Annotated in this window: 20 protein-coding genes; 11 read left to right on the top strand and 9 right to left on the bottom strand. The window is 58.4% G+C overall.

What is annotated here, in order from left to right; all coding sequences use genetic code 11:
• The first annotated feature begins 24 nt into the window (after positions 1–24).
• Both QMG93_RS26195 and yunB read left to right on the top strand, forming a co-directional pair.
• On the top strand, positions 25–2496 hold the full coding sequence (locus QMG93_RS26195) for a heavy metal translocating P-type ATPase (RefSeq protein WP_281941764.1): 2472 nt from the start codon (positions 25–27) through the stop codon (positions 2494–2496).
• 163 nt (positions 2497–2659) lie between these two features.
• A complete protein-coding gene (yunB, locus tag QMG93_RS26190) occupies positions 2660–3442 on the top strand; it encodes a sporulation protein YunB (RefSeq protein WP_281941762.1) in 783 nt (260 codons plus the stop codon).
• Between the two features lie 86 nt (positions 3443–3528).
• Here yunB and QMG93_RS26185 read toward each other — a convergent pair whose 3' ends face one another.
• Positions 3529–4605, bottom strand: coding sequence for a M23 family metallopeptidase (locus QMG93_RS26185; RefSeq protein ID WP_281941760.1), 1077 nt, complete (start codon positions 4603–4605; stop codon positions 3529–3531).
• Between the two features lie 125 nt (positions 4606–4730).
• Here QMG93_RS26185 and larC point away from each other — a divergent pair, with 125 nt between their 5' ends.
• Positions 4731–5207, top strand: coding sequence for a nickel insertion protein (gene larC, locus QMG93_RS26180; protein ID WP_281941758.1), 477 nt, complete (start codon positions 4731–4733; stop codon positions 5205–5207).
• Between the two features lie 139 nt (positions 5208–5346).
• On the opposite strand, the gene QMG93_RS26175 is transcribed toward larC, so the two are convergent.
• The gene (locus QMG93_RS26175) at positions 5347–6378 is read right to left on the bottom strand and encodes a LarC family nickel insertion protein (RefSeq protein ID WP_281941757.1); all 1032 of its coding nucleotides are present in this window, start codon (positions 6376–6378) and stop codon (positions 5347–5349) included.
• Complete coding sequence (larB, locus tag QMG93_RS26170) at positions 6375–7301, bottom strand: nickel pincer cofactor biosynthesis protein LarB (RefSeq protein ID WP_281941755.1); 927 nt, start codon at positions 7299–7301, stop codon at positions 6375–6377. The genes QMG93_RS26175 and larB overlap by 4 nt, the downstream gene beginning before the upstream one ends.
• A 157-nt stretch (positions 7302–7458) precedes the next feature.
• On the opposite strand from larB, the gene lipA reads away from it, so the two are divergent.
• Positions 7459–8334, top strand: a complete 876-nt coding sequence (gene lipA, locus QMG93_RS26165) for a lipoyl synthase (protein ID WP_054974066.1) — start codon at positions 7459–7461, stop codon at positions 8332–8334.
• 18 nt (positions 8335–8352) lie between these two features.
• Positions 8353–9039 (top strand): YutD family protein, encoded by a 687-nt coding sequence (locus QMG93_RS26160; RefSeq protein ID WP_281941753.1) that lies wholly within the window; start codon positions 8353–8355, stop codon positions 9037–9039.
• Positions 9040–9130: 91 nt separating this feature from the next.
• On the opposite strand, the gene QMG93_RS26155 is transcribed toward QMG93_RS26160, so the two are convergent.
• Entirely contained in the window at positions 9131–9943 is an 813-nt protein-coding gene (locus QMG93_RS26155; protein ID WP_010496445.1) for an NAD kinase, read from the bottom strand.
• A gap of 31 nt (positions 9944–9974) precedes the next feature.
• Positions 9975–10658, bottom strand: coding sequence for a PilZ domain-containing protein (locus QMG93_RS26150; protein ID WP_281941751.1), 684 nt, complete (start codon positions 10656–10658; stop codon positions 9975–9977).
• A gap of 312 nt (positions 10659–10970) precedes the next feature.
• Between QMG93_RS26150 and QMG93_RS26145 the strand changes: the two genes are divergently transcribed.
• The 4 genes from QMG93_RS26145 to QMG93_RS26130 are packed head-to-tail and all read left to right on the top strand — an operon-like array spanning position 10971 to position 14396.
• Entirely contained in the window at positions 10971–11876 is a 906-nt protein-coding gene (locus QMG93_RS26145) for an ATP-binding cassette domain-containing protein (RefSeq protein ID WP_281941749.1), read from the top strand.
• Positions 11877–11907: 31 nt separating this feature from the next.
• Entirely contained in the window at positions 11908–12648 is a 741-nt protein-coding gene (locus QMG93_RS26140) for an ABC transporter permease (RefSeq protein ID WP_281941748.1), read from the top strand.
• Positions 12649–13794 (top strand): sensor histidine kinase, encoded by a 1146-nt coding sequence (locus QMG93_RS26135; protein ID WP_281941746.1) that lies wholly within the window; start codon positions 12649–12651, stop codon positions 13792–13794.
• On the top strand, positions 13791–14396 hold the full coding sequence (locus QMG93_RS26130; RefSeq protein ID WP_281941744.1) for a response regulator transcription factor: 606 nt from the start codon (positions 13791–13793) through the stop codon (positions 14394–14396). Before QMG93_RS26135 ends, QMG93_RS26130 begins: the two co-directional genes overlap by 4 nt.
• 12 nt (positions 14397–14408) lie before the next feature.
• Here the strand turns inward: QMG93_RS26130 and glgP are convergent, their stop codons facing one another.
• Together glgP and ylbJ are read right to left on the bottom strand one after the other, a co-directional pair.
• The gene (glgP, locus tag QMG93_RS26125; protein ID WP_281941742.1) at positions 14409–16970 is read right to left on the bottom strand and encodes an alpha-glucan family phosphorylase; all 2562 of its coding nucleotides are present in this window, start codon (positions 16968–16970) and stop codon (positions 14409–14411) included.
• A 93-nt stretch (positions 16971–17063) separates the two neighbouring features.
• Complete coding sequence (ylbJ, locus tag QMG93_RS26120) at positions 17064–18320, bottom strand: sporulation integral membrane protein YlbJ (RefSeq protein WP_281941740.1); 1257 nt, start codon at positions 18318–18320, stop codon at positions 17064–17066.
• Between the two features lie 340 nt (positions 18321–18660).
• On the opposite strand from ylbJ, the gene QMG93_RS26115 reads away from it, so the two are divergent.
• Positions 18661–19056, top strand: coding sequence for a globin (locus QMG93_RS26115; protein ID WP_281941738.1), 396 nt, complete (start codon positions 18661–18663; stop codon positions 19054–19056).
• A 45-nt stretch (positions 19057–19101) separates the two neighbouring features.
• Positions 19102–19803 carry a DUF2225 domain-containing protein gene (locus tag QMG93_RS26110; RefSeq protein ID WP_281941736.1) on the top strand — a complete coding sequence of 234 codons (702 nt, stop codon included), beginning with the start codon at positions 19102–19104 and terminating at the stop codon, positions 19801–19803.
• Positions 19804–19855: 52 nt separating this feature from the next.
• Here QMG93_RS26110 and QMG93_RS26105 read toward each other — a convergent pair whose 3' ends face one another.
• Together QMG93_RS26105 and QMG93_RS26100 are read right to left on the bottom strand one after the other, a co-directional pair.
• Entirely contained in the window at positions 19856–20950 is a 1095-nt protein-coding gene (locus QMG93_RS26105; RefSeq protein ID WP_281941734.1) for a GGDEF domain-containing protein, read from the bottom strand.
• Between the two features lie 29 nt (positions 20951–20979).
• Positions 20980–21225, bottom strand: coding sequence for a hypothetical protein (locus tag QMG93_RS26100; protein WP_036692878.1), 246 nt, complete (start codon positions 21223–21225; stop codon positions 20980–20982).
• Between the last annotated feature and the right edge of the window lie 3 nt (positions 21226–21228).

Here is a 21228-nt window from a genome sequence, read left to right as displayed (position 1 = left end):
GTATTGTATAGAGGAGATGGAGATATGTCCGGCAAACCATCCTGCTGCGGGTCCGGAGCGCCGCACGGCAGCAAGCCTGACGTTCATGGAAACAGCGATCCCCGGCACGGCCAAGAGCTTAAGCATACGCATGATGCCGGGTGCGGACACGGCCACGATCACGAGCATGGTCATGATCACAGTCACAATCACGGTGACGCTCACGATCACGGCCACAGCCATGACGCCTGCGGCTGCGGGGATCATCACGATCATAACCACAGCCACGGCCACAATCATAGCCACGATCACGGCGCTTGCGGCTGCGGAAGCAGCCACGAGGAGGATGCGGCCAACGCCGCCCTGGCGTCGGCTGCTGCGGAAGCTGCGGCGGCCGGAGCGATATCCAGCGTGTACCGCATCGAAGGAATGGACTGCGCGGATTGCGCGCGGAAGCTGGAGAAACGGGTCGGGGCGCTGGCGACCGTTCAGATCGCTTCGGTCAATTACGGGGCCGCCAAAATGACCGTCATCCATGATGGGACGGCCGGTGAAGCTGTCGTGCAGACGGTAAGGCAGGCGGGCTACACGGCCATCGCCGACAACGGCACGCTGTCTGGGACCCACGGCGAGCAGCCGTTCTGGAAACGCAACAAAAAAGCGGTGCCGACGGCGGTGTCCGGAGCGGTGTTTTTGGCTGCCTGGCTGCTTGCCTCAATCAAAGTCGCGCCGGAGTCGGTCGTCACGCTGCTGTATGTCGCGGCCATGGTGATCGGCGGATTCCGCATCGCGCGTACCGGCATCTACGGGCTCAAGTCGGGGACGATCGGCATGGATCTGCTCATGACCGTAGCCGCGGTCGGCGCCGGCTGCATCGGGCAGTGGGAGGAAGGGGCCGCCGTTGTGGTGCTTTTCTCGCTCGGCGAGACGCTCGAAGCCTACACGATGGACCGGACCCGCAGGTCGATCCGCGGATTGATGGATTTGTCGCCCAAGGAGGCGCTGGTCCGCAGGCAAGGCAGCGAGATGAAGCTGCCGACGGGGCAGATCGAAGTCGGGGACATTCTGCTCGTAAAGCCCGGCGAAAAAATCGCCATGGACGGGATGGTCGTTCAAGGAACTTCGTCGGTGAATCAAGCTCCGATTACGGGCGAATCCGTTCCGGTGCTCAAGGAAACGGGCAGCGAAGCGTTCGCCGGCACGATCAACGGGGAAGGGGCGCTGGAAATCCGGGTAACCCGGCGCGTGGAAGACAACACGCTGTCCCGCATCATCCGTATGGTCGAGGACGCTCAGGCGCAGAAAGCGCCGTCGCAGCGGTTCATCGACGCCTTTGCAAAGTACTATACCCCTGCTGTGCTCCTTATTGCGCTTGGGATTGCGGTGATTCCCACGCTGGCCTTCGGCCAGCCGTTCGAGCCGTGGTTTTACCGCGCGCTGATGATGCTCGTCGTGTCTTGCCCTTGCGCCTTGGTCATTTCTACGCCCGTCAGCATCGTATCGGCGATCGGCAACGCGGCAAGACACGGCGTATTGATCAAGGGCGGCGCGTATTTGGAACGACTCGGCGCTGTAGAGGCTGTCGCCTTCGACAAGACCGGCACGTTGACGGCAGGCGTGCCCGAAGTAACGGAATGCATTCCGCTGGGAGGAAGAACCGCGGAAGAGGTGCTGACGATCGCAGGAGGGATCGAGGCCCGGTCAGGGCATCCTGTCGGCGAGGCCATCGTCAGGAAAGCGAAGCGGGAGGGCGTGCCGCTTGCGGACATCGCGGAGTTTGCCGCCGTGCCCGGACGGGGGGCCAAAGCTCAAGTGGGCGGCAGCTTATTCTTTATCGGGAGCCCCCGGTGGTTCGTCCAAGAGCTGGGGATTTCCCTGGAATCGCTGCAAGGGGAGCTGGAGCGGCTGGAAAGCCAAGGAAACACCGTCATGGTGCTGGGCACCGCGAAGGAGCCCTGGGCCGTATTTGCGGCCTCCGACGAGCTTCGTCCGAACAGCCGTACGGCGTTAGAGCAGCTTCGCGCCGCGGGCATCCGTCAAGCGGTGATGCTGACCGGCGACAACCGGGGAACGGCAGAGGCGACCGCCTCCAAGCTGGGCGGGATCGCCTACCGCGCCGAGCTGCTGCCGCAGGACAAAGTAACCGCCGTCCGCGAGCTGATGAACGAGCACGGGCATGTCGCGATGGTGGGGGACGGCGTCAACGACGCGCCTGCGCTGGCCACGGCTACCGTAGGCATCGCAATGGGGGCGGCCGGCACCGACACGGCGCTTGAAACGGCCGATGTCGCCCTGATGGCAGACGATCTGTCCAAACTGGCGTACACAGTACAGCTAAGCCGTCGTGCACTGCGGATCATTAAGCAAAATATCGCCTTTTCCCTGCTTGTGAAGGCGGTCTTTCTCGCTCTCATCTTCTTCGGAGCTTCGACGCTCTGGTTGGCGGTGCTCGCCGACACGGGCAGCTCGCTTATCGTCATTGCCAACGGCATGCGGCTGCTCCGCATCAAGCCGTAAAGCCGCGAGGCTCCATGTCCAACCGCCTTTCTTTGCGAAAGGCGTTTTTTTTGCTTCAGCCTGAAAGCCGCGCCGTTCGTTTCCATCCGCTCCGTCTTTTTCCCGGCCGGTCCGCATAGACTGTAACAGACAGGCCGTACAGGCCGGGGAAGGGGGAGCCGCGGTGCTGAGGCGCAGATGGAGAAGCAGTCCCTCGGGCAAAAGCAAGCTGAAGCGCACACTGTTGATTGTGCTGGTCGTTCTGCTGCTTCTCTGCATGCAGGCTTATTTGTACGTTGAGCGAAATTTAAAGGAACCGCTGGTGCATTTGGCGCGGGTGCGCGTGAAGCAGATCGCGACGGAAGCGATCAATTCGGCGATCGCGGACCGGATGGCACAGAACACCAATTTCGAGAAGCTGATCGATTGGCGTACCGACAACAGCGGCAAAATTACGGGCTTCATGCTGAATTATGCGGAGCACAGCCGGATTACCGCCGATACGGTCAATATTGTCACCAAGCAGCTCGAAGCCGTAGGCTCCGTCCCGGAGCATATCCCGCTCGGTCAGGCGATGCATTCGCCGCTCCTCGCTTCGTTCGGGCCGAACATTCCGATCCGGCTCGTACCTGCGGGCACGGCCAAGGTCGAGCTGAATACGCGCTATCAGAGCGCCGGCATCAATATGATTTTGGTGGAGGTATACGTTCATGTGACGGTCGAAATGACGGTCATTATTCCATTTGATTCCGCGCCCGAAGTGATGGAAACGGAGCTGCCCGTATCCTATTCACTGGTGGTCGGAGATGTGCCTACCTATTATTTCGACGGCCGGGGTAATCCGGTAGGCCAGTCGGGGCCGCTGCCCCCGGGGATCTCGCTCCCGAATGTAAACGTTCCGGCAGCAAAGCCCGACGCATCGGAGGCGCGAAGCAAGGAGTCGTCCGTTGAGCCGAAAGCAAAATAAATCCGGTACGGGATTCACGGAAGCTTCCGCGTTTACGCACCGGATCATTTGCAAATGTATCCCCTCTTAGGCAGAAGGAAGCTCCGTCACGGGGTAGTTGTCTTGCGCCGCATACGCTCTTCCCGCTCCCATTTGCGCAAATGGGGGTACGGGTCGAAGGACCATTCCGTCAGCCCGTTGTCCCGGTATAACCCGTAATGCAGATGGGGCGGAAACTTCCCGGACGTGCCGGGCTTCCCATAGCCGGAGCTGCCGACCCAACCGACCACTTGGCCGGGCTTCACGATACTGCCCTGCTGCACTTCTTTTTTATTAAAGCCGGACAAGTGTGCGTAATAGTGATACACGTTGTTTAAATCGCGAATCCCGATGCGCCAGCCGCCGTACGGATTCCAGCCCATCACTTCGATGATGCCGTACGTGGCGCTGCGCACCGGAACGCCGTAGCCGGCGAAGATGTCGGTTCCTTCATGAATGCGGTATCCGCCCCAGCCGCGGCTGGCCCCCCATGTGCTGCGGTAGGAATAATCGGCACCAAGCGGCATCACGAAGCAGTGCTCGTACAAGTCGAGCGTATCGAAATGGGCGTAGATTCGGGCGAATTGCTGAATCCGCTCGACGCTTCGGGTATTTTGGTAATAGTCCCAGAGTCCGATACGGAGGTCTTCCTCGGCGCTCCCTTTTTTAAGCATGTTGGCAGCCATGGCATACAGCCGGTCAATATCGTTCATCCGGTCCGCCAAGCCATCTCCGGAGCCGTCTTTGCCGATTCCTCCGAACCATTGAATGCTCTTTACATTTTTGTCCTCGTGGTCGGGGTTGAGCATGCCGCCCCACTGCAGATCGGTAAAATAAATGGCGACTAGTCCGTCAGGGGCCGGGCGCTTTTTGGCCAGGTTGATCGTCCGTTCGTATTGATCGACTGCGGCCAAATAATACCAAGGAATGCCGGTAACCGCACTGACTTTGTCGAACAGATCCTTGCGCTCGGCCAACACGGCTTTCATTCCATTCACCGTCTTGCTTGCTTTCGGGAATGCAGGAGTCTTGGCTGCGGGAGCATAGGCGAACCCCCGGTTTTCCAGGCTCCCCCATACCGGACCAATGAGCAGAGCGGCACACAGAGCCGCTGCGGTTAACAATCGTGCGTGGGATGCCGCCATACCGTATAGCTGCCTCCTTCGTTCGGGTATCGATACACTGGTTTCATTTAACTGTAGCATGTGCAGGGCGCTGCCTTTTTATCCCTTGTCCGGTTTGATATGATGAAGGCATGGGGGGATGCCGGATGCCGTTTGATCACCGGGAAGAGCATGTAGATGACCGCATGCTTATTTTGCAGGCTAATATCGACGACATGAATCCGGAATATTGTTCGTACGTGACCGACCTGCTGCTGGAGCAGGGGGCCAACGACGTATACTGGATTCCGATCATAATGAAAAAAGGACGTCCCGGCGTCATGCTGAACGTACTGACCGACGATGCCGGCGCGAAGCGAATGGAGGACGTCATTTTCCGGGAAACAACGACGCTTGGCTTGCGTTATTTGCGGGCCTCTTGCCACCGCCTGGGAAGAGAGTTTCACAGGGTCGATACGCCCTGGGGGCCGATTCAGGTAAAAGCGGGATTCCATCAGGGAGAGCTCGTCCAGTTCGCCCCGGAGTTTAAGGAATGCGAGCAGGCGGCCAAAACGCACGGCGTGCCGCTCAAGCAAGTGTATGACGAGGTTCGGCGGCGGTTTATGGAGCGCGGCCGCGCTTAAACAAGCCAACGGACGACTCTGCCGTAGCAGACCTTACGTAGTATCTGCTGGCGGAAGCCGTCCGTTGGTCGTTTTACCGTAGTAGAAGTAGAGAACGAAAAAGCGGCCTTTTCCCTGAGGAAGAGACCGCTCGTTTTACCTATTGCCGTATGCAAGTATCATCCGGACCGTCATTGTCATGCTTGTGGTGAACGTGAGGATTCTCCTCATCGTGCGAGTGATCGTCATGGCTATGTTTTTCGTGCCCGTGCTCATGGCCATGTTCGTGCGAATGCCCGTGATGGTGGTGCTCATGGTCGTTTTCGTGCGAATGCCCGTGATGATGGTGGTCATGGCCGTGTTCGTGCGAGTGTTCGTGATGATGGTGCTCCGGCTGATGATGTCCGTGCACGTGCTCGTGCGAGAACTCTTCGTGGTGCACCTGCCACTTGTTCAAATAGGGATCGGCCTGCCCGACGACGACGCGCAGCACGTTAGGCTGGTTTGGCAAATCGCGCGTTCCGGCCCCGTAGCCGATTGACTCCACGATCATCGGTGGAAGGCCCTTGGCGAATTCGTCGACGAGTCCGGAGACGATGCCCGCGCCTGTCGGCGTCGTCATCTCCAGCGAGTACGAGGTCGGCGCGATGGGCAGCCCTTTCATCATTTCCAGCGTCGCTGGGGCCGGCACCGGATAAATGCCATGATCGCAATGTACCGTTCCGGAACCGAGAGGTACGGCGGAGGACAAAATTTTCTCGATCTCCAGCGAATCGATAGCCAAAGCTACCCCGATCACATCGACGATCGAATCGATCGCGCCTACTTCATGAAAATGAACGCGCTCGATCGGGATGTTATGTATTTTAGCTTCCGCTACCCCGATCTTCTCAAAAATCGCGAGGCTCAGCTTGATGACGCGCTCGTTGAAGCCGGCACGATGAATCATCTCCACGATTTCCGAGTAATGGCGGTGGTGCGCCGGCGGCGTATGCGGATCAAGCACGACGTCGAGCTTCAGCGCGGATATGCCGCGCTTGTTCACGCGTCTCCATTCCAGCGTGAACGGTTCGATCTGAATTTTGCGAAGTTCCTCTTCAATATAGTGACGGTCCGCGCCGGCGTCGACAAGCGCGCCCAGCGTCATGTCGCCGCTGATTCCGGAGAAGCAGTCCAAATACAAGATTTTCAATTTTCATCCCTCTTTGTCCCGTTTTGGTGGATTAATGCGGCGTTATATCCGGCGCCGAAGCCGTTGTCGATGTTGACGACGGAAATGCCGGGCGCACAGGCGTTGAGCATGGATAGCAGCGCGGCGACGCCTTGAAAGCTGGCGCCGTAGCCGATGCTTGTCGGCACCGCAATGACCGGCACGGCCACCAGGCCGCCTAAGACGCTGGCGAGCGCCCCTTCCATCCCGGCGACGACCACGACTGCGCTCGCTTCGCGGATAACCGGCAGCCGGCGGAACAGCCGGTGAATGCCGGCCACGCCGACGTCGTAGACGCGCTCCACGCGGGAGCCCAGGCACTCGGCCGTCACGGCGGCTTCCTCCGCCACGGGCACGTCCGACGTGCCCGCGCAGACGACGGCGATGTAGCTGCCGCCGTCCGGTACGGCTTCGCCGCTCCGCAGCCAAGTCAGCGCCCGCGCCTCGGGGTGATGCTTCACGCCCGGGATGCGCTGCATGACATAGGCGGCTTTATCCGCGTCGACGCGCGTCGCCAGCACGCGGTCCGTATGGGCGGCCAGCCGCTCGAAGATCGCGGCGATTTGCTCCGCCGATTTGCTTTCCCCGTAGACGACCTCGGGGAAGCCGGTCCGTGCCGGACGGCTCAGATCAAGCTGCGCGTAGCCTAGACTGTCGTCGACGGCTTCCTCCGAAAGCGACAGGAAGGACGCCGTGCGGCGCATCGGCGTTTCCCCGGAGGCCTCTTTTACCGTTTTATCGATTGCCGGCTGCTCCGGCGTTCTTCCGGCCTGTACGGCCGTTTCTAGCCGACCGGCCGGGGCGGTATGCGCCCCGGATAGCCCTTCCTCCAGCAGCCGTTTGGCTTCGGCGATGTCCAGATCGCCGGATTGTACCAGTTTCAGTATGTTGTCGATGTTCATCATCGTGAATGCTCGAACCTCCCGCTCCCAAAAACCTTACTTCAGTGTACCATATTTCAACTCCCAAAGTAATTTCGAAAGTGGATTGTTAGCCTATTCGTGTTATAATAGCTTCAAATCCAAGCGCAAGAAAAGCTTGCTGCGGAACAGGAGTGCATCCATGGCGACTCATCAAATAGAACGCAAGCCCGAATGGCTGAAAATCAAGCTGACGACGGGGGACAACTACAAAGAGCTGAAAAACATGATGCGCGGCAAAACGCTGCACACGGTATGCGAGGAAGCGAAATGCCCGAACATCCATGAGTGCTGGGCGGCCCGGACCGCTACCTTTATGATTTTGGGCGACATCTGTACGCGTGCATGCCGATTCTGCGCCGTCAACACCGGGATGCCGACGGAGCTGGATCTGCAGGAGCCGGAGCGCGTCGCGGAGGCGTCGGAGCAGATGGGCTTGCGCCATGTCGTCGTGACATCCGTTGCGCGTGACGACCTGAAGGACGGCGGGGCTTCGGTGTTCGCCGCAACGATCCGGGCGATCCGGGGGCGCCTGCCACTGGCCGGGGTCGAAGTGCTCATTCCCGATTTTCAAGGGGACGAGGAGGCGCTCCGCACCGTGCTGGAAGCGAAGCCCGATATTTTGAACCACAACGTGGAAACGGTGGAACGGCTGTCCGACAAGGTGCGGGCCAAGGCCAAATACCGCCGTTCGCTGGAACTGCTTGAGCGCTCCAAGCGGATTGCTCCTTCGATACCGACAAAATCGAGCATCATGCTCGGCGTAGGAGAGACGTGGGACGAAATTTTACAGACGATGGACGACTTGCGCGCCGTCGATTGCTCCATTATGACGATCGGCCAATACTTGCAGCCTTCGCTCAAGCATTTGCCGGTGTCCAAGTACTACACGCCGGAGCAATTCGCGGAGCTGAAGCAGGAGGGCTTGAAACGCGGGTTCAGCCACGTGGAATCCGGTCCGCTCGTTCGCAGCTCGTATCATGCGCATGAACAGGTCCAATCGGCGAAGCAGTCGTAAACTCGGGGAGGTGACACGGTGATTCATATTGCGGGAAAAACGTACGAAGTAGTCGTTGACCATAAGAACGGCTGGCGTTTCGAGGCGTTCCGCGACCGGTACAGCGAAGTGCTGGAGCGGTACGATTATATTGTAGGCGACTGGGGCTACAGCCAGCTCCGGCTGCGCGGTTTTTTTAAGGACAACCATCCGAAAGCAACGAAGGACAGCATGATCTCCACGCTTCAGGATTATTTGAACGAGTACTGTAATTTTGGCTGCGCCTATTTCATCATTGAGAAGGTGCCGAACAAGAGCGGAGTGGAACCGACCGGGTCGCCGGGGGACTTCTATGAGGACAGTCCGGCAGCCGAGGCAGGCGCAGGGACGGAACAAGGCGCACAGCCCGCTGTAACGGCCGAAGCCTCTGTACACCGGCATGAGGATACGGCCGCTGCTGCGGCCCCCCGCACGCCACAGCATCAACGCTACAACCCGTCCGGCAAGACGTACGGTTCCCGCCATGGACAAGGCCAGCAGTCCGGCGGCCAAAACCAGTCCAAATCGCAGCACGGTTCTGCGCGGCAGGGCGAGGGAAGATCAGGGGGGCGGCATCAAGGCCAAGGCCAGAACAGGCAGCAGGGGCACGCGTCCAAGCCGAAAGGCGGACAGCCCTCCCAAAATCCGCCGAAACCCAAGCCGGAATCGTCTCGCGTAGAGGCGTAACGACAAATAAAGACCCGTTGCTTCGTCCCCCTGCAAAAGTACTGGGAGGACGAGGCATCGGGTCTTTTTACGCCAGCCCATTGCAGCATGATCAGACCATGTCATAGCCGATGAACGCTTCGCGCACGCGGCTCCAGAACGGAAACGGGCGGAAGCGGGCGAACTTGACCTTTTTGCCGGCGGCGACCAAGCTGCGGATTGAGATGATATCGTTGCGCTGCATGTACAAGTGATCGAGCGACAGCAAAATATTTTGGTTCGCGCGCGGATAAATGTCGCAGTGGTGGTGCTTCGGCAGCAAGATCGGCGAACCGAGCGTACGGAATACGCGGTTGTTGATCGAAGCGATCTCCGCAATCTGAATGGCATCGAGCGACGGATGCACGATGGCGCCGCCCAAGCTTTTGTTGTAGGCGGTACTTCCCGACGGCGTGGAGATGCAGATGCCGTCGCCACGGAACGTCTCAAGCAGCTCGTCGTTAATATGCAGCTGGGCAACCAGCGTGGCATCGACGCCTTTCAGCGTAAATTCGTTCAGCGCAAGCTCCGTTTCAATCCCTTGGGGAGTCGTGATCTGGATCTCGACCAAAGGATATTTGACGGCGCGCAGGTCGTTTTGATTGGCGCTCTCGCCCATCAACTGGGCAAGCAGCTCGACCTCATCCGGCTTCCAGTCGGCATAAAAACCGAGTCTTCCGGTGTGAATCCCGGTAAATGCAATGTGATCGAGCTGGTCCTTATATTGATGAAACGCATGAAGCAGCGTCCCGTCGCCGCCAATGGACAGTACGATATCGGGGGACGCTTCTTCGTGAATGAGCCCGTACTGACGGATCAATTCGTGAAACCTGTGCATCAATTGGATGGAGATGTCATCGCCACGGTGTATCACATTGTACTTCAACCGGTTATCCTCCTATAACTATCCGCTTTCGTCAGCTGTCGGCTCCCGAAGCGGAGCAATACTCCTCCATAAGCGCGGCAGTGCTGTCCGGAACACGATGGAACCGCACGGCTACCCGGTAAGCATCGCTGCTGAAATGGGCCACGCGCACGATTTCCCCATAGACCGTAATCTTCTGGGCAATGCCGGGAAGAACAAAAGATAATTCCAATTCGAGCGGGCAAAACACACGGGTCGACGTCATAAACGCCATCCCTCCGCTGGACAAATCCAGGATTTGTCCTGTAAACGCTACGTTCTGATGCGATATTTGCTCCCGTACCCCGACGATTCGGGAAGTAACCGGCGTGCGGGTAGGCAGGGCAATACGCGGATAGCGCCTTTTCTGCGACTCTTTCAGCTCCAGCGGCGCGGTTAAGGTTAACGTGCATACATTGCGCTTCGTTTCCAAATGCAGCAGATCAACCAAAGCATAATACAGAATGCCCTGCTCGCGGAAAGAAAATTCAATAAAGCATACATGATGCAGCTTCTCCAGCGGATGGATCGACGCGGCATCGAGTGTAACCGTCAATTCCTCCGCGGAAGCTTTGAGAAGCGTAAAGTTGTCCTCGTAGCAAAAGGGCGAGCCCTCTTTGGTTTCGCCTACCACGATGAGACTGCAGCTTCTGGGGAACACAACTGTTTCGTTTGCCAAGGCCAAGGTCCAGTTCATCAGTTATCACCACACGGTATGATTTTCTGAAACTTTCATTACCGTTTACATCCATAATAATCAATAATGTAAAATAACACAATGCCGGAGCGCGGAGTTTGGGTTCGTTCCAGCGTCTTCCCGGCTTTGCGCGCGCGAGTCTGCCCTCCTGACGCTTTCGGTCGGAGAGCAGGCTCTATTGTTTTGTGCCGTTCCGAGCACGAGATGATATTTATCACCCGAAAGAGATGATACGAATAACTACAGCCTCAGGCCGCGGAATTATATGATTTAACCAAGGAAGTTAACCCGAACAGCAAAGGTGATGAAATCATGAAGCACGCGATCGAACTCGAACATGTAACCAAGCAATACCACGAGAAAAAAGCCGTGGACGACATGACGCTGCATATCGAGCAAGGCAGCATCGTTGCGCTGCTTGGGCCTAACGGCGCAGGCAAATCGACGACCGTCAACATGGTATTGGGACTGACCGCCCCCACGGCAGGCACCGTACGGTTGATGGGCGGCAGTCCGCGGGATCGGGCCGTCCGCAACCGGATCGGCGCGATGCTGCAGGAGGTAAGTGTGATCGACAGCCTGAAGGTGGAGGAGACGATCAATCTGTTCCGCAGCTACTATACAAGTCCGTTATCGACCGGAGAGCTGCTGCGAATGTCCGGGCTCGAAGACGACCGGGGCAAGTACGCCACTTCACTGTCCGGGGGACAGAAGCGGCGTCTGGGCTTCGCACTGGCGATGGCCGGCGACCCGGAATTGATTTTCCTGGACGAACCGACGGTGGGGATGGACGTGACGTCGCGGCAGTTGTTTTGGCGGACGATCCGCTCCTTTGCCGGCAGCGGGCGGACGATTATTTTGACGACCCACTATCTGGAGGAAGCCGACAGCATCGCTGACCGGGTCGTCGTCGTCAACCAGGGCAAAATCGTCGCCGACGGAACGCTGGCCGAGATTAAGGAAAGCGCCGGCAACCGGCACGTGTCCTTCACCGCCGGAGCGAATGTTATGACGAGCGAGCTGCTTGATCTCCCCGGCGTCACCGACTTGCAGTGGACCGGCCGCCGCGTGAAGCTGTACGGCAAAGATACGGACGGCTTGCTCTACGCCTTGGTCCGCAGCGATCTGGACATTCAAGATATCGAAACGCATAAGGGCGGGCTGGAAGACGCATTCCAATCGCTGATCGGCTCGCCGGAATCGGAAGCAACGGTCTAAAGCACTCGAAAGCACAGGAGGATTATAAAATATGAATATGTTCATTGACCAATGCAAGGCAGAACTGCTTCGCTCGCTTCGCAACAAAAAGGTCGTTATATTTTCCATCGGCGTTCCGATGCTGTTTTATCTTATTTTTACGAATTCCGCCGGGGGCAGTGCCGATATGGGCGGTACCGCCTGGAAGACGTATTATCTCATGTCGATGACGGCCTTCGGACTGCTGTCCATCAGCATTAATACGCTCGGAGTCCGCATGTCCCAGGAGCGGGCGCAAGGCTGGGTGCGCTGTCTGCATGTAACGCCTTTGCCTTCCGGCGCGTACGTCGGCGCCAAAATCGTCTCGATGTCGGTGGTGAATGCGGCGATTATCGCAGTGATGTTTTTGGCGGGCGGCTTGATTAAAGGGGTTCAGCTCAGCATGTCGCAATGGGTCGGCTGCGGCCTATGGCTGCTAATCGGTTCGCTCACGTTCCTTGCGCTCGGCACGCTCGTCGGCATGGTCAAAAAGGCGGAATTCGCCCAAGTGATCGCCAGTCTGCTGCAAATCGGGTTGTCGCTGATCGGCGGCCTTTGGATGCCCGTCGACGCGATGCCGCCGCTGATGAAGGCCATCGCCGTTTGGACGCCGTCCTACAATTTCGGAAACGGGACTTGGTCGCTGATTGCCGGCCATTTGCCCGAATGGACCAGCTTGATGGTTTTGGCTGCGTATTTGGTTGTTTTTGTGATACTATCTTCTTATCTTGCTAAAAAACAGGAAGCGGTGTAAATGAAGCTGCGTTTACCATTCCGGTTGTTTCCGGAAAATATGAGGCATTTCGGATTCATTTGGATCATCAATATGACGATCCCTCTATATTACTTGCTGCAGCTGCCTTTCCAGAAAGCGTGGATCGGCTATGCGGCTGTAGCCATCCTGGCGTTTGCCTTCCGGCAGGCGCTTTGGAACACGGAGGGGCGTCTCGTTTATGCGCTGATCCAGATTACCTCCGTCGCCATTTTGGGGTACGTGTATAACCCCTCCTTTTTATATTTCGGCTTCTACTGCATCATGGCGATCGGCATGCTCCCTACCGTCCGCAAAGTGGCGTTTACCGTCGCGTACATGGTGGCCGCCTTCGTCTTGACGCTGTATTTGTTTTATCAAAAAGCGGGCGAAGCGGTACATCTCGACTTTATTCCCAGCCTGATCATTCTTGCCATACTGCCCTTCGCCATGAACTCCCACCGGAAGGCGGAACAGCTGCGCAAGCAATTGCGGTCTGCGAACGACGAGATTGAGCGGCTGATCAAAAACGAGGAGCGCCAGCGAATCGCGAGAGACCTGCACGATACGCTTGGCCATACGTTGTCTCTGATTACGCTGAAGGGCGAACTGGTCGAGCGGCTCATCCCGCACGATCCCGAAAGGGCGGTGCAGGAGGCGAAGGATATCCAGGCGACGTCGAGAACCGTGCTGAAGCAGGTCCGGGAGCTGATCTCCGATATGCGCGCGGTGCATCTTGCGGACGAGCTTCGGCAAGCCGGGCAAATTTTGAGCTCGGCCGGTATCGGTTTCGAGACGGCGGGGGATGCGAAGCGGATTCGGACGTCCCCTGTCGTCATGAACATCCTAAGCATGTGCTTGCGGGAAGCCGTGACCAACGTAGTCAAGCACAGCAGGGCGAAGCATTGCAAGGTGGAGCTGATGGAGAAAGCCGGTTCCTATGTACTCAAGGTACACGACGACGGGGTAGGGATCGACGGCGCGGGAAGCGAGCTCGGACAGGCCGGAAGCGGCATGCTGGGGATGAAGGAAAGGCTGTCGCTCATTGAAGGGACACTGGAGTTCTCCAAGCGGGAGGAGACGGGAACGACGTTGATTATTACCGTTCCGAACGTTGTTAAACGGCAGCAAACGGAGGGAAATCGATGAACATCGTCATTGCGGAAGACCAGGGCATGCTCCGGGGCGCGATGAGCACGCTGCTCTCGATGGAAGAAGATATCGAGGTCGTCGGTCAAGCCGGGGATGGGGAAGAGGCGCTGCGGCTTATCCTGAGCCTGGACCCCGATCTTTGCGTCATGGACATTGAAATGCCGGTGCTCAGCGGACTCGACGTGGCCGAGCGCTTGAAAGCGGAGAGAAGCCGGTGCCGGATCGTCATCGTGACGACATTTGCCCGGACCGGCTATTTTCAACGCGCGATCCGGGCGGGGGTACAGGGGTATCTGCTGAAGGACGCCCCCGTATCCGAACTGGCTGGCGCGCTGCGCACCATTCATGCGGGCGGCCGGGTCATCAGTCCCGAGCTCGCCTACTCGATGTGGGAACAAGAAAACCCGCTCACGGAGCGGGAGCAGGATATTTTGCGGCATTTGGCCCAAGGATCGACGGTGGGCGAAATTTCCGGCGCCTTGTTTTTATCTCCGGGCACGGTTCGCAACTACATCTCGGAAATCATGCAGAAGCTCGAAGCCAAAAACCGAATCGACGCCGTGGCGATCGCCCAAAACAAAGGCTGGATCGAGACTTGACCCGGCGTTCCGTTAAAAGGTCGTAACCAGCGGCAGCTCGAAGCGGCGGGCGAAGTTTGCGCTCACCGGATACACGCGCACGCTGTAATGGGGGCCGTGCTGAAGATGGGGCGGAAGGACCGCCCGGTACAGCACGGTATTGTCTCCGAGCTCGCGCACGGGCTCCATCGTCACGATCACCGGGTCCCAGCCCCCCGCCTTTTCCTCGTAGTAGACAATCTCGACCGCCGTATCTTTATACCAGACCGGTCCGAACTTCACCGTGGCCGTGACCTCCTTGGGGGAGGTTGCATTCGTATGGGCCAGGGGATCGTTCAGTTCGGCGACGCGGACGTGATGCCAGTTTTTCCGGATAAACCTCTTATAGTCGGCGACTTTGGTCGCTTCGTCATAGCGGCTGGCTACAAAATGCTGCGTCCGCTTCAGGGCGGGGACGTAAAAGTCGTTCACGTACTCCATGACCATCCGGTCCGAATTGTATGCCGGCGCGAGCGTGCGGATCGAGCGTTTCATCCGGGCGACCCATTGGGCCGGGATCGGGCGTTGATTGTAATAAAGCGGCACGATCTCCGTTTCGAGCAGACGATAGATCGCTTGGGTGTTCTCGTGCTCCTGCGTACCGGCATCCGCCCCGTCGCTCGATTCGATGCTCCAGCCGTTGGCGCCGTCGTAGCCTTCCTCCCACCAGCCGTCCAGCACGCTGAAGTTGATGACGCCGTTCATCGCGGCTTTTTGACCGCTGGTGCCGCTCGCCTCGTACGGCCGCCGCGGGTTGTTGAGCCACACGTCCACCCCTTGCACCAGATGGCGCGCCATGTTCATGTCGTAATTTTCAAGCAGCACGATTTTGCCGCGGAACCGGTCCGTCTCGGACACCCTGTAGATCTCGCGAATCAGCTCCTGCCCGGGGCGGTCGGCCGGGTGCGCCTTGCCCGCGAAGACGAACTGCACCGGCCGGTTCGGATCGTTCACCAAGCGGTCCAGCCGATCCAAATCGTTGAAGATCAGATTGGCCCGTTTGTACGTGGCGAACCTGCGGGCGAAGCCGATGGTCAGCGCGTCGGGGGACAAGTAGTCCCGGACCTCCTCGATCCGATCCGCCGGCAGGCTGTTGCGACGCCGCTGCTCGCGCAAGTTGGCGCGGGCGAGCCGGATCATCCGCTGCTTCAGCTCCAGATGAACGGACCAGAGCGATTCGCTTGGCACCAGATCGACGGTTTTCCACGAGTCTTTATTGGCTTGATGGCTCAGCCACGTCCCCGGCAAAAAGCGGACGAACAGCTCCTTGAGCTCGGGGGCGAGCCACGTGCTCAGGTGGACGCCGTTGGTCACGTGCCCGATCGGTACCTCCGGGACGTCGATGCCGCCGTGGAAAGCCCGGAACATCTCGCGCGACACGTGGCCGTGCAGCTTGCTGACCCCATTGCGCAGCGCGGAGGTGTTCAAGGCAAGGTGGGTCATGTTGAACAGCTGCTTCGACTCGTCGAGCCCAAGCTGGGTCCATTCACGCCGGGCGGACGGGTAATCGACGAACAGGCGGCTGAAATAATATTCGAACATCGGGAGCGGGAACGCATCGTGCCCGGCCGGTACCGGCGTATGCGTCGTAAATACGGTGCTGGCGCGGATGACCTCCAGCGCGACGTGAAACGGCAGGCCTTTGTCGAGCTGCTCGCGGATGCGCTCGAACGTTAAAAACGCCGCATGCCCTTCGTTGATATGGAACGTGCCGGTCGGAATCCCGAGCGCCCGAAGCGCTTTGACGCCGCCGACGCCGAGCAGCACCTCCTGCGCAATCCGGATATCCTGATTCCCGCCGTATAACTGAGCTGTCAGCTCGCGGTCCCAGGGGCTGTTTTCCTCCAGATCGGCATCGAGCAAATAGACCGGCACGCGGCCGACCTGCACCTGCCATACCTTCAAGCGGACGGTCCGGTCGGCCAGCGGCACGTCAACGGTCAACTCCCGCAGCGGAGGTGCGCCGTCCCCTTGACCTTCGGCGGGCTCTTGGCCTTCCAGCACCGGAACATAGGCGGGGACGATCGGCAGCTTGTTGAAGTCGTAGGCGATATTTTCGGCCAGCTGCCCTCCCTCCGTATCCAGCTTTTGATCGAAGTAGCCTTTCTTGTAAAGCAATCCTATACCGACCAGCGGTACGCCCAAGTCGCTGGCCGATTTGCAGTGGTCCCCCGCCAGAACGCCAAGCCCTCCCGAGTAAATCGGAAGCGATTCATGAAAGCCGAATTCCGCCGAGAAGTAAGCGATTGCCTGGCGGACGTGCTGCGGGTATTCCTTCTGAAACCACGTTTCCGCCTCGCGGTACGCGTCCCACTCGGCCATGACGTCACGGTATCGCTGCAGGAAGGCTTCGTCCTCCGACCGTTCCTTCAGCACGGCCGCATCCGTTTCCGTCAATAAACGTACGGGATTGTGCCGAAACTGATCCCACAGCTTCGGCTCGATAGCCGCGAACAGCTCCTTGGCCCCGTCGTTCCAGCTGAACCACAGGTTGAAAGCAAGCTCGGTCAATCGCCCGATCGCAGGCGGCAGCGCCAAATCTCTTCGATGGAACATCGTATACATCGTTTCACCTCGACCCTGAATTTGGTTCTTCGACTGCGGAAGCAGAAGGAACCGGTTACGCTTCTGTTGGCTCCTAGTAGTATCTTATGATCGAATCCGCTTCATACATCTTTTCCCTATAAGAAAGCAGAAGGATAGGAGCAGCGATGCGCCCAGCACCGCGGCAAACGTAAGCCCGGCCGCCGGAAGCGTATGCTGCGCCAGCGTCTCCAGCGGGCGGTTCATATCCGGCACGGGGAAAAAGGCGGCAAGCGCGGCATGATAAGGGGCAAGCGGCCGCCACAAAGCGATGACAAGCCCGACTGCCAGCAGGCCGTGGACGAACCGGGCCGCGACGAACGGCGCGTAGCGCAGGTTCGTATGGTGCAGCAGGCTGATGATCTGCGCATGCACCGAAAGGCCCCCCCAGGACAGCACCCAGGCGGCGATCGCCACCTGATACACCAGCGGGACGCCGGCTGCCGCACCCGCGGCTTTGGCCCCGAGCGTCACTTCGAAGAAGCCGCTCGCTACCGCTTCGGCGAGCGGGAGCGGCAGTCCGAAGATGCCCAGCACCGATTCGATGACCGCATAGAACAAGCTCATCACCTTTGCGGAAGCCATTACTTCCATGACGACGGAGAAGAACACGACGAGCCCGCCGATCACGAATATCATCTGCAGCGCCGAGGCGAGCGCTTGGTGCAGCATCGTGCCCAGCGTCCGGCCGTCGTTCATCCGGGCATGGTGCATGGCTTCGAAAGCGCGGCGCCACAGCGGCTGGCCGGGGGAGGCTTCCAGGAGAGACGTGAACGCCGGTTGGCGGTAGTCGTCGACTTGCTTCCCGGGCCTGCCGTGAAACCGCATCAGGAGGCCGATCAGCAGAGCCGAGCCGTAATGCGCCGCGGCGAGCACGCCCGCAAGCGCGGCATCGTGGAAAAAACCGACGGCTACGGCGCCGATCAGAAAGATCGGGTCGGACGATGTCGTGAAAGCGACCAGCCGCTCGCCCTCTTCCCGGTTGACGAGCCGCTGCGTCCATAGCTGCGACGTCAGGCGCGCGCCAATCGGATAGCCGGAGGCGAAGCCCATAGCCATAACGAAGCCTCCGATGCCGGGAATGCGGAATACCGGCCGCATCATCGGATCGAGCAGCATGCCGAAAAAATGCACGATACCCAGCCCGAGCATGATTTCGGCGATAACAAAGAACGGGAACAGCGCCGGAAACAGCACGTCCCACCAGATAGACAATCCTTTTAGCGAGGCGTGAAACGCCTCGGCGGGGAAAGCGAGCATCAAGCAGGCCAGCAGGACGGCGAGCGATGCAGCGATATGGACGGATATTCGTTTGCCAAGCAAAGGTACCACTTCCTTTCGAGAAAGGCCTGTCATTCTGATATATGAGCCGCTGCGGGGAGACATGCCTCCCGGGCGTGCCGGCATAGAGACGAAAAAGTTGCCGGACCGTCAGAAAAAGGCTGAATTTTCGAGCTATGTATGGTACAATAGTACCAATATGAGAATGGGAGTGATTTCAGATGATGGGTATCATTGCTGGAATTCTCGTATGCGCTTTTGTGTATGTCATTAGGGAGACGTTGATGACGTCGGGCGAAGAGGATGTATAAAGCGTTTTACAAAATAACGATGCTAAGGTGCAAGGCAGCTTAGCATCTTTTTTCGTTGGGAGATGAACCGCATGACCCGGGAAGAACGGGAGATGACGTTTTACGAAGCGATCGGCGGGGAGGCGGCCATCCGCAGCATTGTGGAGGCGTTCTACCCGAAGGTGCAGGCGCATCCGCTGCTGGGGCCCCTGTTCCCGGAAGACATTACGCCGGTCATGGAAAAGCAGTACTTGTTCTTGACGCAATTTTTCGGCGGACCGCCGCTGTATTCCGGGCAGTACGGGCACCCGATGATGCGTGCGCGGCATTTGCCGTTTCCGATCACGCCGGAGCGTGCGGACGCCTGGCTCGGCTGTATGGCGGAGGCACTGGAAGAAACGGGGATGGAACGAGAGCTTCGGCTTGCCGTACTGGAGCGGCTGAAGGGCCCGGCGTATCATTTTGTCAACAGCCATAGCAATAGCTAACGAAGCTTATCGAAACCAGAAAACGAAGCTGAGGAAGTGTGTTCCGTGGTCGAACCTTTATTTCAAGTCAGCGTCAGATGTCATCACTGCGACGCCGTATTTCAAACGTCCCGCGTCCGCCCGAGCTTCAAGAAGGCGTCCGGCACCGACACCGATTTCTGCGTTCATTATAAGGACATTAACCCAGACTATTATGTCGTACGCATCTGCCCCCACTGCGGGTTTGCGGGGACGGAGAATTCCAAGGACCGGCTAACGCCCGCACAAAAAACGGCATTCCGCGAAAAAGTCGCCGACCATTGGACGTACAAGGACTACGGGGGCGAGCGGACGTGGGAGGATGCGCTTTACGCCTACAAGCTTGCGCTCGTTACGGCCCAGACGGTCAACGATAAAGGGCGCATTACCGCCGGGATGCTGCACCATATCGCCTGGCTTTACCGCTACCGGAACGACAAGGAGCAGGAAGCCCGGTTTTTGCAGCATGCGCTGGATGAGTATACGCGGGCATTCGAGACGGAAGCGGCGGAGATGAACAATGCCCGTCTCATGTACCTGATGGGGGAGCTCAGCCGCCGGCTGAAGCAGTATAACCAAGCGGTCAAATGGTTCTCGCGCGTCATTAACGACAAGCGCATCATGGATGCCGGCATGATTCGGGCATGCCGCGAGCAATGGGCCGTGACCCGTGAGGATATGCATGCGGATTCGGTTGTGCTCGAACCCGAGGCCCAGGAATTGACCTGATGCCTTCAACTCAAAAACGCTTCAAGCTTCCCGGCATCGATCCGAGAACGCTTCAAGCGTTTTTTTGCTGTGTTTGTGTTTGATCCGCCCGATAGAACGTATAGCGGTTTTTGCCCGATTGCTTGGAGACGTACAGCGCCTCATCCGCTTCGGCAATAAGCCGGCGGAGCTCGTCTCCCGGCATGCGGGAGATGGAGATGCCGATCGAAATCGTCGTTCCGGCCACGGAATCCCCGTAAAAGCGGTACTCTTCAATGTTGTGGCGCAGCCAGTCCGCATAGTGTGACAGCTGGGCTTCATCCGTCATGTGGCTTAAAATAATGAATTCTTCTCCGCCGTATCTGGCGATGTAATCCTGCTCGTGGACGGCCGTTTTCAGCAGCTGTCCGGCTTCCCGAAGAAGCTGATCTCCGTGCAGGTGTCCGAACGTGTCGTTGTACCGTTTGAAATTGTCGATATCGATCATCATGATCGCGATGCGCCGGCTGCGGACGGTCCGCTTGGCGATATCCATAAAGCCGCGCAGATTCGGCAGCCGGGTCAGGTTGTCCTGCTTCGCTTCGAGCTCCAGCTTCCGCTGCATGATCCAGATTTTGTTCTCGTCGTTGAACATATAGATCAGGGCCATGATCGCCAGCCCCGAGTAGACGAGCATCAGCAGCTGCGACAGCCAAAACACCGAGGTCTGGGTAGTCTCCAACTGGACATGCGAAACCACGCGTACTACGGTAAGAATCGCGCAGACGCTCCACCCGTCGGTCAGCCGGATGAAAAAATAACCGGAATCGTATTCTTTCCGATGAAACAGCGAGCTGATGATGGCGGGCAGCAGAAGGGATTGAACGGCTTCAATCCCCCAGTCCGGCTTGTGCTCCAGCAGCATGTACCCCGCAGGAAGCAAGGTGGACAGCAGAGAGGAGACCCAGCCGAACCGCAGGCCCGCCATGACGATCGGCGCGAATTTCAAGTCGCTAAACAGGGAGTCCCCCGGCAAGGACAAGAGCATCATCACGATGCTGGCGGCTCCCGTCAGCACAGGCACGGCTATTGCTTGTAAGCGTTCGATAACCAGCCAATTGCGTATCTTAAGTGCCATATAGCTGAGCGCTATCAAGGTACAAGCATGCGTAAGCGCAAAGAAATCCATGAAGATGTCTCCTGGGAAGGCGGGAACGCTTACTCTTTGCCGTATCGGCGCAGCGGACGGCCCGCAAGCAAATAATCTTGGTCGGCATCGACCAGAGTCTCTTTATTTCGGCAGCAGGGGAAGACGAGCAGTTTTTTGACGCCTTCGCGAAGTTCCGAGAGGTCTTTAAGTTTGAGCGGCAGCAAAACATTGGCAGCGTGGCAAAAGGGGCAGCTGTGCACATACACGTCTTGTCCGATCCGTTCATAGGGCCATGTATTTTCAAATGGAATCATAGG

Origin of the sequence: Paenibacillus tyrphae, from assembly GCF_027925525.1 — a bacterium.
Lineage (GTDB): Bacteria > Bacillota > Bacilli > Paenibacillales > NBRC-103111 > Paenibacillus_G > Paenibacillus_G tyrfis_B.
Note: the sequence above shows the minus strand (reverse complement) of the source record. Positions and strands in the feature narration are given on the sequence as shown.